Origin of the sequence: Bacteroides sp. RTP21281st1_H5_RTP21281_210402 (genome assembly GCF_040918965.1) — a bacterium.
Lineage (GTDB): Bacteria > Bacteroidota > Bacteroidia > Bacteroidales > Bacteroidaceae > Bacteroides > Bacteroides congonensis.
Genome location: NZ_JBCOWR010000010.1, coordinates 235,059 through 250,946 on the forward strand (window position 1 = coordinate 235,059; position 15,888 = coordinate 250,946).

7 protein-coding genes are annotated in these 15,888 nt (G+C 43.9%); 1 reads left to right on the forward strand and 6 read right to left on the reverse strand.

Features of this window, described 5'->3' with window-relative positions; genetic code table 11:
- The first annotated feature begins 31 nt into the window (after positions 1–31).
- Positions 32–1,444: a RagB/SusD family nutrient uptake outer membrane protein gene (locus AB5443_RS15985; RefSeq protein ID WP_368114075.1), complete on the forward strand. Its 1,413-nt coding sequence runs from the start codon at positions 32–34 to the stop codon at positions 1,442–1,444.
- 650 nt (positions 1,445–2,094) lie between these two features.
- On the opposite strand, the gene AB5443_RS15990 is transcribed toward AB5443_RS15985, so the two are convergent.
- The 6 genes from AB5443_RS15990 to AB5443_RS16015 all read right to left on the reverse strand — a co-directional run bounded on the left by AB5443_RS15990 (position 2,095) and on the right by AB5443_RS16015 (position 15,837).
- Positions 2,095–2,274 carry a DUF5039 family protein gene (locus AB5443_RS15990; protein WP_368114074.1) on the reverse strand — a complete coding sequence of 60 codons (180 nt, stop codon included), beginning with the start codon at positions 2,272–2,274 and terminating at the stop codon, positions 2,095–2,097.
- A gap of 22 nt (positions 2,275–2,296) precedes the next feature.
- Complete coding sequence (gene pelA / locus AB5443_RS15995) at positions 2,297–4,141, reverse strand: pectate lyase (RefSeq protein ID WP_368114073.1); 1,845 nt, start codon at positions 4,139–4,141, stop codon at positions 2,297–2,299.
- Between the two features lie 19 nt (positions 4,142–4,160).
- The gene (locus AB5443_RS16000) at positions 4,161–5,903 is read right to left on the reverse strand and encodes a DUF5123 domain-containing protein (protein ID WP_368114072.1); all 1,743 of its coding nucleotides are present in this window, start codon (positions 5,901–5,903) and stop codon (positions 4,161–4,163) included.
- A gap of 14 nt (positions 5,904–5,917) precedes the next feature.
- A complete protein-coding gene (locus AB5443_RS16005) occupies positions 5,918–7,921 on the reverse strand; it encodes a RagB/SusD family nutrient uptake outer membrane protein (protein WP_368114071.1) in 2,004 nt (667 codons plus the stop codon).
- A 13-nt stretch (positions 7,922–7,934) separates the two neighbouring features.
- Positions 7,935–11,213 carry a SusC/RagA family TonB-linked outer membrane protein gene (locus tag AB5443_RS16010; RefSeq protein ID WP_368114070.1) on the reverse strand — a complete coding sequence of 1,093 codons (3,279 nt, stop codon included), beginning with the start codon at positions 11,211–11,213 and terminating at the stop codon, positions 7,935–7,937.
- Positions 11,214–11,448: 235 nt separating this feature from the next.
- Positions 11,449–15,837, reverse strand: a complete 4,389-nt coding sequence (locus AB5443_RS16015) for a two-component regulator propeller domain-containing protein (RefSeq protein ID WP_368114069.1) — start codon at positions 15,835–15,837, stop codon at positions 11,449–11,451.
- Positions 15,838–15,888 lie beyond the last annotated feature (51 nt).

Below are 15,888 nucleotides of genomic sequence, written 5' to 3' on the forward strand. Positions count from 1 at the left end.
ATTTATTGCAAAACTTAAACAATTGAAAGTTATGAATAAGATAAACTATATAATAGTTACTTTTAGCATATTGATATTGGCCGGATGTGATAGTTTTCTGGACCGTTCACCCATATCAAATGCCAATGAAAATATCTTCTACCAAACGGAAGAAGATTTCATCGTAGCGGTAGATGCCGCTTATAACAGCCTTTATACCCTATATGGCCCCGAAAGCCTGCCTTCTTTTTTCGGTGAACTCATGTCGGACAATGCATACAGCGACAATAACGTAGGTAATGTGAAAGACTATGAAGCTTTTGACACTCATATTGGTATGGATCCGAGTAATTCTCTGGTATTAAGTTTCTGGAATGATTACTACAAATCTATTTTTATTATTAACAACATACTTTCCAAGAGCAGCAATGTGGATTTTGACTCAAAGATGCCGCTACAAGCTGAAGTCCGTTTCCTGCGTGCTTTATATTATTTCGATATGGTCAGAGCTTGGGGAGACATTCCGTTGGTTTTAACTCCCCTCTCTGTTTCCGAAGCACTTAAACAGCCGCGTACCCAACAAAAGGAAGTCTATGAGGCCATAATCGATGACTTGAAATTTGCCGCCGGCAATCTTCCGGATAAAGCAAGAGAACGTTTTGTCGGGGCGGCAAATGCCGATGCAGCCAATACATTGCTCGGTAAAGTGTATCTGACAACGGGCAACAAGAGCGATGCGGAAAAGACCCTGAAGCAAGTCTATAAGAAATTCTCATTGGTTCCTTACGCCGATTTATGGGATACAAGCAAAAAGAACGGAGCGGAATCTATTTTCGAGATACAATATAAAGGTGGAAAGGCAAATCCTTACAGCTCATATTGGGCTATGTTTTCTCCTCTCGAAAACAAGGTTCTTACAGCATGGGGGGCAGGCTTGAACCAAGCTTCGGAAGATTTATGGAACTCCTATGAACCGGAAGATATCCGCAGGGATCTTTCTATCCAGAATGGCTATATCTCTTCAACCGATGAATTTATCAACGTAAAATATTGCATCAAGTGGAGAGATCTGGATGCAGAGTTGAATAACAGGCGGGAAGCTTCTGACAATAACTTCATTATTTTGCGTTATGCAGATGTCCTGTTGATGTTGACAGAAGCTACAGGCGACCCTGCATACCTGAATGAAGTGCGCGACAGGGCAGGCCTTCCCCATTATGGTGATGCGAGGTATCCTTCCCAATACAACACAATAGCATTAGCGTGTGAGCATGAGCGTCAGGTCGAATTTGCCCTGGAGTTTCATCGTTGGTTTGACTTGATACGTACGGGAAGGGCTATTTCTGTCTTGAAAAACAGCCTGAAGAATGTTACAATAACCGAGAAGCAACTATTATTACCTATTCCACTAGAAGTTGTCAGCCAAAATCCGACTATTATTGTTCAGAACGAGGCTTATCTATAGCAATATTTTTCATATATGAAATGAGGGTATGTCTTCGCTTTGATGTTGAATGGAATGCCTGACTAAAGCATAGCTTTAGGGAATGAAAAGCATAGCTTTAACCAGTCTAAAGCTATGCTTTTGAGAGTTAATAAGAAGCATATCCGTTCTTTCTACAGATATAGCATTTTACTTACTCCCTTCACCTTTCTTCTGAGCACCCGATAAATAGGGCGTTCGCGGGTGAAGGGAGACATCTTCATCATTGCATTCATTTCGAAAGAATATCATTACATCACTTTCTAAAATCATTGAGTTAATTGTAGAAAACATTGCGATGTTTTTTTTAATCACTGCGATGTTTTTTTCAAATCATCCCAATGAAAAAATAATCCATTAGCATATTTGTTTTTGCTATTAGCATATCCCCATTAGCTATAATGATATCCTGATTAGCTATAATGATATTGCATTTCCAAACAAAGTGAAAGAGTGGGTGAAAGGCTTGCCCTTCACCCATAAACTCTCCATCTATCGGGAGTTTGAAAGAAAGGTGAAGGGGAATTAAAAAACAATTTTATCGGCACAATCATCCAGCCGAAACCATGATTGTTCTATGAACAAATGATGTTTGAACAGGTTCATTCCAATTAATATACTTGTTATTATCTTCAGTAATACGAGCAGGCAGTTGCAAGTTGCCAACTATATTCTTTTGTTTTTTGGCTCAACTCATTAGTAATAGCCAGCAAACTCTTTTCCATTGCTTGCAAATCTTGAACTGACACTGTACCCGGACTTCCCCATCCGAAGATAAGGATGCAAGAAAGATTCAATAAGCTTATTTTCATAAGCTAATTATTTTGTTATCATTCAATATCCATTCTTCGCTCTCCACGCCGGATACAACTGCTTAATCGCTTTCTGCGGCCAATTACCCAAATACTGATAGTTCTTGCGGTTTTCAGCATCCAGGGAAGTCGGTATCTGAAGAGTGACACCGTCCTGTACGATGGATTCAAAAGGCGCATCCTCATAAGTATAAAGAAAGCGATAGAGCAGATATGCACGATCAGCATCGTAAATACCAAAGATGGGTTGATAAGCATTCTCTTTTTTATAAGAATCACGTACATTCTGTCCGTAATAGAATGTAACCTTTTTGCCGTCAATGGTCATTGTACGTTTACTGTTTGCTAATTTCCCAATCATATCCGCATATACTTTATCCGCCAACGTGCCGCCCAATTGAATGAAACGCCCCCACATATCTTCTCCCGGGGCATCCTGAACAACACGATTCACTACAGTGTTGCCCTCTTTAATGTCCACCACTTTCTTGTTCGGGATTTTGTGAGCCTGTAACCATTCAACTGCTGCTATGACTGACTCTTTCACTTCCACTGAAGGATTTTCAATCTCCATCAGAAACTCAAGTACACGGGCACCTTCCGCACCGGAGTAAGAAGGGAACTCATGTGGACGACCGTAAGCAGGTTCCAATGTCTGCGGATCATGTTGGGCACACCAAAAGGTTCTTTTGCCGTCATCATCCCTCACCTGACAATCAAGAATACACTGTACACCTTTGTCGTAAGCAGTCTTCGCCTTATCAGCAACAGTATTTTCTACAATAGCTTCCATATCCCCTTTGTCTTCCGCCACCTCCTTTATCAGACGAAGCAGGTTGACCATCAGGTCATCATTGAAAGTGATATTGTCACTGTACGTACCTTTCAAGGGATAGAACTGAGGCCATCCACCGGTCGGGTATTGTGCGCTAATAATATAGTCCAGTCCTTTGGCAAAAGCAGTCCGGTATCTCTCATCGGGGATATGCTTGTACATTTTAGCAAGAAAACGCATTTCAGTAGTGGTAGCGTCATTGTCGAAAATGGCATCCTGTTTGCTTTTGTCGGATTCGAGTTGTTTCTTCTCACTATCTGTCAGTAACAGGTGCATCTCGATATTCTTTGGCCAGCCACCCAAGTTCCTTTGATAAAGGAGCACATTCTCCGCCACTTCGACGGCTTCATTGGTGGCATACCAACTATCGGGCTGTTTAAGTGCCAATGACAACCATTTCTTTCCGGCAATGTCGGATTGTTGAAAGGCCTCTTGTGCGACTGTCATCACTTTGCTACTGCCACCATTCTTCAGTTTAAAACGGATATTTGCCGTTCGTTTGTTCTTACTGTTGTTCAGCTTGACCGTTAATTTTAAAGACGATTCCTGTTTATCAGAATAGCTAATCCAGTTTACACTCTCGAGAGGAATTTCACACTCCCACTCCAAACCCTTGCCGTCCACCTGTACAGTAAAGGTTTCACCCGAAGAATCCGCCTGTTTACCAGAAGGGGTTATTGTCAATGCACCACCCTTGCCATCTTGCGAAACATAGAAACTGGCAATTTTACTTCCGCTGGTAACTTTCACTACTACACTTCTTTCTTCCGCACCAGTATTCTCTTTAACAGTGAAGGCAACGGAACCGTTGCCTTCACCCTCTGTCTGTGCGAAATGAATCCAGTTTGCTTTGCATTCAATATTCCATGCTGCCGTCGCGGTAATACTCACCGTTTCCTCACCGCCACCCTGAACTATGGAAAAATTGGTGGCGGATAGTTCCAACCGCGCCGCTGCCTTTTCTCCATCGTCCGACGTGCAAGCCGTCAGGCAGAATACATACATGAATACAAATAAAAGGGTATATTTCATTACACTTCTATTACTTCAATTATTTAATCCAACGCGGGTCACCAATACCATACTTATAAATATTGGATTCCTTATCTTTAATCTCCAGATTACCTTCCGAGGGAGCAACAAAAAGTTCTTCCACACTTACACCGGCAGAAACAAAATTCAAATGATTATCATTCTTCTGAATCGACCAACCTTCGACGTAATAATTCCCTTCTGAAGTTACAACACTATTACCTACCGGACAGATTTGCTTATTGGTTCCGGTAGTAGCTACCAAACAATTCTTTAAGGTCAATGTTACACTTGGTGCAGGCAATACGTCTGTACCGATAATCGTGTTGGCAGTCGAGAAATCAAAGAATGTACAGTTTGAAATGTTTATCCTACCTGCTACCGGACGACTACAATAAGTATTAGCACTAGTCTGACCGAACAATCCTCTAGCTCCCGGACAATTGTAGAACGTTGAGTTAGTAATCGAAATATTATTCCAAATATCGGTATAAGCTCCTCTGATCTGGAACATACCCATCCCTTCATGCGGCACTGAATCATCTCCCACTTCATAGATACAATTATCTACTATAATATTATTGACTAAAATCGGAGAATCTTCTGCATTCGCATTGTTACACATAAAGATACCCCTACGGAAACCTGCAATATCAGAGTTCTTAATTGAGAATTGACCAATAGTCAATGACCCGGAGCCTGCTACCCTGCCATTCTGATTGATAAAATAAGTATCTTTCTTCGGGGCACTGCTTGCTGTGGTATACTCTTTCAGATTAACGCCGTCAATATCAAAGAAGTCGATATTGTTCGTAATTTCCCATTTAGCCCCTCGTATCCACAAAGTCGGTCTTTGAGCACCGGGAGCACCTAATATCCTGACCGACTTCGTGATAGTGTAGCCTCTTCCGCCATCACCTTTCGGCCCTATTACTTTTCCGTTTTCATCAAGTTCAAGTGCATTATTGTTAAACATATAATAATTGGCTCCTGCCGGTAAATAATAAACCAATTCAGGTAGTGCTGCATTTTTCAAATCGTCTTCCAATATTTGGGCAAAATTATCATCTGCTTCCAAACGCTTTGCTTCGGCAGGTGGCCCTACTGTCTTGAATTCTTGAGAATTATATGCCTTCTCACCTTCTCTTGCCCTTGTATTACATACCGTAGCTCTATAAGCAATATTCGTCTGCAAATTGTCCACATATATTTCTCCGGCAGCCATCTGATTTGTTGTCAACAGAATCTCTATCGGAGCAGCTTCCGCATCCAACACTTGAACTATCGCAATGCTGTCCACCCGATTGGCTTTATCAATAGTCCAACGCAATGTAACATAATCCTCACCTATATCTGCCAGATTGACAGCCTGCAAAAGTTTAGGCACTACACGTACCTGTGTTTTGACTTCCTCCTCCTTTATCGTCCAGTTAGAATCTCCGGTTGTTCCATCGGAAATCGCTTTTAGTCGAACATAATATCCTGTATCATACAGTAAACCGGTAAAAACGTGCTTAGTACCCTCTACTGTTGCCGAATACTCAGCTCCTGCTTCGAAAGTAATGTCGCGACTTAGTTCAACGACGTAAGCTGTGGCATTGGCTATCGGCCGCCAAATGATCCCAATCATATTTTCCTGAGGTTCACAAGCCAAAATATTCGGTCGGAATAAACGGGGAACCTCCATTTCATCTTCCTCGCATCCCCACAAGGAGATGATACAAAGTGCCATAAGAGGTAATAAATATAGTAACTTTTTCATGATAACCTTAGTTTTTAATTAAATCCATAATAATTCTTCAACAAACCTTGATGACTGGAAAGAGCATCAGTCGGAATCGGCGCAAAATAACGCACAGGGTCAGTCAGCGGATCCACCGCATTGGCATTATTTTCATTTATATATCCGTAGAAAGCATAAAGAATACCATCGGCAGGAGCCCAGCCTGTACGTGTGCCACTGTCATCTTTTACTTCTTTCAGGAATATAGTGCACATATTGCCTTGTGTATATCCTTCAGGAGCCTTGTCAGGATAAGTGGCCAAAGACTCGTCATACGAATTAACGCCATTTTCCGTATAATATTCAATAACTTGCTCTACCTGGTCGGTCACTCCGGTTCCATTGGCAGGTATCAGTTTATAATAAACCCTTGCAGGATAATCATCGAAAGGTGTACCGGAGATAGGCTGGTCAAAGTCCTTAGTCACTTTTGTATGCGCTACGCGTCCCATTGTAATCCAATTATGATAGAGGTTGTAGACAGTCTTGCCGTAGAGATTCCAACGTGCCAGGTCGAAACGGCGCAGTTTTTCTCCCCCGAATTCCCACGCACGCTCATCAACAATAGCATTAAAGAAATCTTCTTTCGATGCCAGTCCATTGACGTAAGCATCTACTTTCTCCGCATGTTCCGCTGAATCGAAGGCACGCATCCGCACTTTCTTCAAAGCAGCCACCGCTTCCGGTGTAGGCCCACCATGGTTCTCGTTGGCAGCTTCAGCATACATCAGAAGCACATCGGCATAACGCATATAGGAATAATTGATTCCCGTACCCTTATTAGATGTATTCCCTAAAGGCGATTTCATAAAAAGACGGTTCCACTTACCGCACTTGAACGAATTAAAGCCAAAATTATCATGTCTCTGCTTGATGTTTGATTTCCCGGAATTTTCGTAAGAGAACATTTCGCAAGTGATATTACGGCGCAAGTCTTTACGGTCGAAAGAAAACATATAAGTAGGGCAGAGTTTCAACGCACCCGATGAATATCCCTGAGAAGCATTGGAATAACTTGCGTCATTTTCATCTTTCTGGCTGCTGATAGCAGTACCGTGGAAATAACCATATTCGCCTGTACCTCCTACTTTAGCGGGCACATCGAAAATAATATCATCGTCGGCAGGTACAATCCAGTTACACTCATCCTCCCATACCTGACGGAAGCTGCGCTTCAGATCGTGCCTGTTTTCAGTAATCACTTTGCCCGCATATTTTTCAGCTATTTCGTAATACTCCTGCCAGTCCTCACTACGCTTCATGGAACCGGAAGCGAGCGGATTACTAAAGTCAGGACGCAGGCTATAGCCACCACGACGCAAAGCGATACGGGCTATAAGTGCCTGACAGAACTCACGGGAAACGGCTTCGGCACCTTTGCCGGACTCACTGGCATAATAGAGATACGATTCCACTTCAACAAGGTCGTCAATCATTTCACTTAATATGATGTCGCGGTCAGTGGCACCAATCAATAACTCATCTTTATTTCCGGCAGGTTTCCTGCGGTAGGGTACATCCCCCCAGTTGCTTACCAATTCCAAATAATACATGGCACGCAGCACTTTTGCTTCACCGTAGAAGTGCATTACTTTGGACGGTTTGGTACGGTCGGCAGCCTTGAAAAGGTCGGACTGCTCAATGCCTTGAAGCACATCGTTGGCACGGTTTATACCGTCGTACAAAGCTTTCCATGCCGCGTTATAACCGTTCATCTGTCCCGTTGCCGGCAGATAACAGTATTCACCGTAATTATCTTTCCTGACTTCGCGGAACTCCACATCCGTATTCATCAGGAAATGGGCACTCATATTACCGACCCATCCGCCGCTTCCTACCATGGGGACATATATGCCGGTTACGGCAGTTTCCATTTCGGCTTCCGTGCTGAACACATAATCTCTGTCAAACTTGGAAGGAGAGTTCACATCCAGATAATCATCGCAGGAAGTACACAGCAGTACTGCCGCCATTATACTCATCCATATCTTTTTCATATACAATATTCAATTAAAAGTTAAGATTAATACCCACTGTGTACGTACGGCTACGTGGGGTTACATTATAATCGACACCCGGTGTCAGACCTTTCTGTACGTTTACTTCCGGATCGTATCCGGAGTATCCTGTCAACGTGAAGAGGTTGCTTCCGGAAACATAAACACGAAGTTTATCCACTTTCAGTTTCCACAACCAACGTCTGGGGAACGTATAACCGATAGTCAGTGTACCCAAACGTAGGAAAGAACCGTCTTCCACGATGTCACTCATCACAATTCCCTGTGTCATCGAATGCCAGGAATAAATGGACGCGTTTTGGTTCAGCGCAGCCAGTGCCGTGGGATCATTCGCCACATTCACACCTTCGTCGTTTACATAGCGGTAACGGTTGGCAAGACTCATATCCATTGACAAGTTAGTATTGTTATGGCGCAGATTGGAAGCGAGATAAAACTTGTTGGCATTCAGCACGTCAAAATCATACATAAAATTGAAGAATGCCGTAAAGTCGATAGACTTCCAGTTGCCGGAGAAGCCGAAACCTCCGATCATCTTCGGATTCGTATTACCAATCACCGTAAAGTCATCCTCTGTCACCACGTATGAATCAGGGTTGTTGGGATCTACCGGTGCCTGTTTCTTAAACTTCACACCTCCCGGTTTGAAAGAGAAGCCTCCGCTACCGAAACTTGAAGCATTAGCGATACCGGGTTTCAGTTTCCATGTATTATTCTCGAAGGTGAAATCGTCCATCGTGTACATGCCATCGTTCACCAGTCCATAGATAAGTCCCATGGTCTTTCCTACTTCCAGTTTGTAGTTGTAGGTTCCGTACCAGTCACTTCCCAATGCCTTCTGCTTCCATTCCGTTTCACCGGAAGCCAGTTTGTCCACCTTGTTTTTATTGAAGCTGACATTGAAGTTCAAGTCCAGATTAAAGTTCTTGCTTTTTACAATTGCTCCCGACATCGCAATTTCTATACCTTTATTGGATGTCTGCCCTACGTTTGTCAACTGCTCGGAATAGCCGGACGAGTTGGGTATCTTGGAAGGAACCAGCAAATCTTTCGTTGTATTCCAATAAAGGTCAATAGTACCTGTCAGACGGTTGTTGAAGAAACCGAAATCCAGACCGAGGTTACGGGTTATAGTTGTTTCCCACTTCAAGTCGGGGTCGTACAGATATTTGACATCTCCGAACTCATAGTAGTTATATTCTCCGTTGTTAAAAGCCGGAGCACTGTTTCCACTCTTCACACGATAGATGTTTTGCCAAAGGTCGTTACCGATACGGTTGTTACCTGCCAGACCAAGACTGGCACGCAGCTTCAAATCGGATATGAACTTGACCGGCTTCATCCAGCTCTCGTTACTGATACGCCATGCCAGTGATCCTGCCGGAAAGTATCCCCATTGCTTGCCCGGAGCAAATTTGGTGGAACCGTCGGCACGGAACGTAAATGTAGCATAGTAACGATTCCGATAGTCATAGAGGGCACGTCCGAAGAAAGAGGAAGTGCGAACCGGAGTATCCTTGAAACTCGTACTTTGATTGGGAGTTCCCAACGCAAAATTCTCGAGTGCAGCATCTGCCGTAATGGAAATAGGGAAATAACGGGCACTCATCAACGTATTGTCACTTTGTGAGTGGTTAATTTCCTGACCTATCATCAAATTAACACTATGCGCACGCTTGAAGAAGTTACGGTAAGTCAACGTATTTGCCAGACGATATCCCGCGGAGTGTGACTTGGTACGTTCAGCCGAAGGCTGGTTGTTCATACCTGCTCCACGTGCCGTACTTGATTTCGGCCCCCAAAAACGTCTGTCTTCCGTATAATCATTGTTGATACCAAACTCGGAACGGAATTGCAAATGATTTACGACATCCCATACCAAGGCTGCCTGCAAGCTCAGTTTGTTTTCTAATTTCTTACGGTAATTCTGTTCGGTGTCCTGAGACGGCGTATAGCCTTGTTCCAATGAGTTGCCTGCTTCGTCCAGGTTTTCATCTTCATAGTCATAAGCAAAGTCATTACTCAACCCATTCGTCGGGCGGAAACAAAGGGCATTCTTTACGTTCGTGCCACCGGTTCCCGCACCGTCTACGGTACGGTTCATGTAATTGATATTCGTTTCCAGTTTCAGTCCCTTGAACAGTTCATGGTTCAACCTCATCCTGATGTTATTACGTGAAAGCCCTGAGCCTATCATCTGTCCCTCGTCCTTATTACGGGTAAAGCTGATATTAAACTTGGTTTTCTCACTACCACCGTCAATGCTCAAGTTATAATATTGGGACAGGGGAGTTCCGCCGAAAATATCTTCCTGCCAATCGTTCGGCTCAATATATTTATAGAGGTCGAGGTCATCGTAAAAACCGAAATTCCTATTGAAGTCCTTCACTCCGCTTTCACCGTTACGCACCAACTGATATTCATACTCTGCCATCACAAACTCATAATTATCCATCAAAGGCAATTTCTTTGCCAAGGTACGTGTCTGCAAGTAACTATTAAACTGAATAGAAGTTTTTCCCGCTTTCGGGCTCTTCGTGGTAATAACGACTACACCATTGGCACCGCGTGCACCATAAATGGCGGTCATGGACGCTTCCTTCAACACATCGACTGTTGCAATGTCCGTCGGCGGTATGTTATTGATATTATCCACCGGAAACCCGTCTACTATATATAAAGGTGAATTGTCCTGCGTGATGGAACCGCCGCCACGAACACGGATATTGACCTCGGCATCCAAAGCACCGTCGGCAGTCGTAATCTGCACACCCGGCATTTTACCCATCAAGGCATCCGTTACGGAAGTAGCGGCTACCTTCGATATGGATTCGGCAGAAACAGAAGCCACGGAACCGGTTATATCACTTCGGCGGATACTTCCATAACCTGTAACTACGACTTCATCCAATGCCACCGCACTGGGTTTCATCTTTACGTCAATCTTACTTCTTTTATTTACTTTGATTTCCTGATTCTCGTAGCCGATGTAGCTCACCACCAATGTACCGTTTTCCGGTGCCTGTATCGTGTAGTTTCCGTCGAGATTCGTCACCGTACCTGCCGATGCCCCTTTAACCATAAGGGTCACTCCGATAAGAGGTTCGTTATTCTCATCTACGATCGTTCCCGATACTTTTATCTGTCTTCCGGCCTGACCGTAGACAGAAAGTCCTGTTCCTATTCCCAATAACAACAAGACAACCAATCCCCATCGGGGAAAAGCCCATCTTTCCAAAGAAACAGCCAACTGCTTTTTTTGTCTTTTCATGTTAAACATACTATTATAATTTACAGATTAATTGATTCGTTTATACGAATTAACGATGCTGCAAATGTATTCTCTTGCCATATATAAGCGGTGTAGATTTTAATAATACAGGTAGATTATTTCCCAAATCTGCATGTTATCAGCGGATTGAATCAAAAAACGGGTAAAAGTTGATACACTCCCGCCCGTTTTTTACAGATTATCCCATTTCTTTTTGAATATCGGCAATTGACAGTCAACTGTCCTTCATCTGCTGATAGTCTGTCGGAGTAATGCCGAATTTCTGCTTGAAACTCTTGCTGAAATAATGAGGGTCGTTGAATCCGACCATATAGCCGACTTGCGCACAGGTATATTCGCCCGTCCTTATCAGTTCTCCGGCTCTCCTCAACCGTACTTCAAGTATGAACTTAACGGTTGCCATTCCGGTCAAGGCCTTTACCTTGTTGCCGAAAGTAGAACGGCTCATCGGGAATTCTTTCACCAAATCATCGACTACCAGTTCGCCGTTATCCAGATTAGCTTCTATCAGCCCGACCAGTTTTTCCATAAAGTTACGGTCTTTCAATGTCATTTGCGGTTTCTCTTCTTCCGCAGATACTTCTTCCTGCTCTGCCGTTGCAGCTATTCCGGACGGCTCTCCATAATAAAGCCGGCTGAGCTTCTGACGGATAAGGAGCAGGTTGGATACACGGGCTTTCAGATAGGAAGTGCTGAAAGGTTTCGTGATATAGTCGTCCGCCCCATATTCAAGTCCTTCCAACTTGCTTTCGATAGTGGACTTGGCGGTCAGCAATATAACAGGTATATGACTTGTTTCCACACTTTCACGTATATCTCTTGTCATCTCTATACCATTCTTTTCGGGCATCATCACATCACTGATAATCAGGTCGGGCTGAACCTCTACCGCTTTTTCGAAGCCTTCCCTGCCGTTGGCAGCTTCAAACACTTCATAATCTTTCCTGAAAATATCTCTCAGGAAAGAACGCAGTTCCTCATTATCTTCAACTAAAAGCAGTTTCCTGCGTTCTTCTCCGGTCGGGGGTTCGTGGGTTGACTGCACAGTGACCGATTCCACACTTTTTTCCGATACCGAAGATATTTTCTCCTGCCCGCCCAAGATAAATTCGGTATGTTCATCATAATGGTCACGTCCCGCAGGCAACGTAAGAATAAAGCAACTTCCCTCGCCCAAAGTACTCTGTACCTCAATTTTTCCTTTATGCATGGCGACCAGTTCTTTCACCAGAGATAATCCGATGCCGGAACTGTTGGACTGGCTGGCTACATCTTCATTGCCCAAACTCTCGAAACGTTCGAAGATAGAACCGATTTTCTCCTTAGATATGCCAATCCCCTGATCGTGAATCTCAATCATGATATGTCCCGCTTCCTCTTTGACCACCACGCTGATCTTCTTCTGCGGGGGAGTGAATTTGAACGCATTGGAAAGCAAATTAAACAGGATTTTCTCCAGTTTGTCCGAATCCGCCCAAAGATGCAAATTCTGTTCCGGTGCCTCAAGACACAAGTCAATCTTTTGCTCTTCAGCCATTTCCGTGAAATTATCCATCACCTTCCTGACGAAAGGTACCAAGTCAATATCCTGTACCACCATCTTCATCTTATGGTTCTGTATCTTACGGAAATCCAGAATCTGATTCACTAACCGCAACATGCGGTCGGTGTTCTGCTTGACTACCGAAAGATGTTTCCTTCCGTCTTCCGGCAAAGGCACATTCTCCAAGACATATTCCAACGGCCCGTTAATAAGCGTCAGCGGGGTGCGGAACTCATGGGAGATATCCGTGAAGAAACGAAGTTTGATATCTGCAATCTGCTGTTCCACCCGCACCTTGTTCTTCAGGCGGTAGACTACGAAACGAATATGGGAAAGCAACAGGATAATCAGCAGGACTGCGATGATATAAAGTACATACGCCAGTTCACTCTCCCAAAAAGCGGGTAAAACCACAATCTTCAGTTGCCGGACATTATCCACCCAAATACCATCCCCGTTCGTTGACCTTACATGGAACGTATATTTGCCTTTCGGAAGATTATTGTAAGAAGCGGAATGCTGCTTGTTGACAATCTGCCAGTCTTTGTCAAAGCCTTCCAGATAGTAAGCGTACTGTATGTTCTCGGGATTCCTGTAATCCAGTGCGGCATATTGAAGGGTGAAGTTATTTTCGTCATGTTCCAATACCAGCTTGTCCATGTCATCCAGACACACTTTCAACGGGGATTTCCCTCCCACCGGAGCCACTTTGTTGAACAACAGCAAATCTGAAAATACAATAGAAGGGATATAGGAACTTTTCCTTATGGAATCAGGATAGAAAGAGAACAAGCCCTGATTGCTTCCAAACACGATACGGTTATCGAAAGTGGTGGCACAGGCACCTTCCTTAAAGCGAAGCCGGAAGCCGAAGTTATTATCGTTGTAAGTTTCAAAGATTTCCTTTTCGGGCATGAACTTGCTCAGGCGTTCTTCGGTACTCAGCCATAAATGTCCGGCACGGTCTTCCTGAATTGCGAACAAAGCATCTGACGTAAGCCCGTTCTTTATCGTGTAGTTTTTAAAAGTCGGGACACCGGCATCATTGATTGACACCAGCTTATTCAGTCCGCCGCCATAAGTAGCGAGGTAAAGTTCCTTGTTCGAGGAAGCGTAAACCCAATGTATGTCATTGCTACTCAGGCAACCGTCCACCATCGGATCGGCCGGTACATGATGAAAGACTATATTTTCGGCATCGGCAAAGTCCTCGTTAAAATAGACCGCACCGTTGGTAGTCCCCAACCAAAGACGCCCCTTCTTGTCAGAAGCGATGTGACGAATCTTCGGGCATTCGTTGATAGGATAGTTTTTCAGTTTGTTACGGTAATTGACAAATTTCGACAGAGGATCGGACGGGTCTATATAATTAAGTCCGCCCCCGAAAGTAGCCACCCAAATCCGTCCTTCATTATCCTGATGAAGTGAATAGGTATCATTATTACTCAAACTATATATATCCGCCGGATCATGCCGGAACTGGGTGACGGAATAAGTATTCCCCTGTTTCTTCAGTCTCAACACTCCGTCTCCTTTGGTCGCTATCCAGATGTCATTCTGCTTGTCCTGCATGATAGCGTAAGCGGAAACTTCCAAATGAGGACCGCTCTGCACAATCCGTCCTTCCTTTGTCAAATAGCCGAGAGGTTCCAAAGCGGAATCGAATACACGGATATACCTGTTCCTAAAGCCGACCCACAAGCGATGTTCCTTATCTTCAAGGATGGAACGTACATCATTGTCCAACGTACGGGAATTACTGCCGGAAAGTGCCCGGTTGAAATAGAACTTGCTCTCCAGAAACGTCACTCTCTCCAACCCCTTCGAGTGCGAGCAAAACCACAGGTTGCCCTGCCGGTCAAAGAATATGGAATGAAGTTTATTGGAATATTTCTGACCGGGGGCATTGGGACGGTTATAGAACGGAACGAAACGATTATCCTTCCTGTCAAAGTAAGAAAAGCCGCCTCCGTAAGGAGACACCCACTCGTTCCCGTTTGCGTCTTCAATGATAGGCTGCGTACGGGTTGCCACCCCGTTCTCCGTCTCAATCAGTTGGTAGAAAAGCCGGCGTTCCGGCAGGCTGAAATAGCAAACCGCCCCGAACTGTTCGACTTCAAACCAGACTTCTTTTTTCTTTTTATGAAAATAGGTAGAAAGTATCTTGTTCTCAGGATAATTGGTGCAATTCTTCCGGTCATAGAGTGACATATCCTGAGTGTCAACATTATATATCACGAATCCCGCCTTTTCTGAAGTAAACAGTAATTCACTGCCCGAAAGGGAATCAATAGCTATGACCCTGTCCTGCAACGGAAGTTTGGTAAACACAAAGCTCCGGTCACCTTTCTGATACCGCACAATCTCGCCTTTGTTCGAACCGAATAATATCTCATTTTCCCGCTCCAAAAGGGAATAAAAAGAAAAATCAGTCTCCACCATATAAGAAATGGGCATATCCTCGCCGGCTCTAAGGCAGGAAATACCATTATTGGTAAGCAACCAAGTGTTCTTTTTCCGATCCAGATAGACTTGATTCACCTTTTGTCTAGGGAAGTAAGGCCGGACAGACAACTGATGTGTTTTGGGATCTGTAAGTACTTGTATGGCTCCCTGTTCCTCGGTGACAAGCCATGCTTCGCCATTGTCGAACAGTTCGAATGAAACAATAGTAAGGTCTTTCTCCGCCCCGTCGGCGGGAACCCGGCAGGCTGTTTCCGTGCGCGGGTCAAAACGGGACATCCGCAGTTCTCCGGTAAGCATCCAGATATAGCCGTACTTATCTTCCTTCATCTGCTTTACATTATTACTGGAAAGATAAATCTGGTTTCCCTTTGCCTTTTTAAATGTTTTGAATGTTTGTCCGTCAAACCGGTTGACACCATCATAAGTGCTGAACCACATCATACCTTTATGGTCCTGCAAAATGCTGGTAACCGAATTTTGTGATATTCCGCTTTCGGGTCCATAATGCTTCATAAAGACTTTGGGTTGTGCAAATCCTTGTGTTAACAGTCCTGCCACTACCAACAGAAATAATAGATAAAATCTAGTTTTCATAGCTCCAAAGTTATAGTATAATACGCAAAAATAAGAATTTCCGTTTAAAAA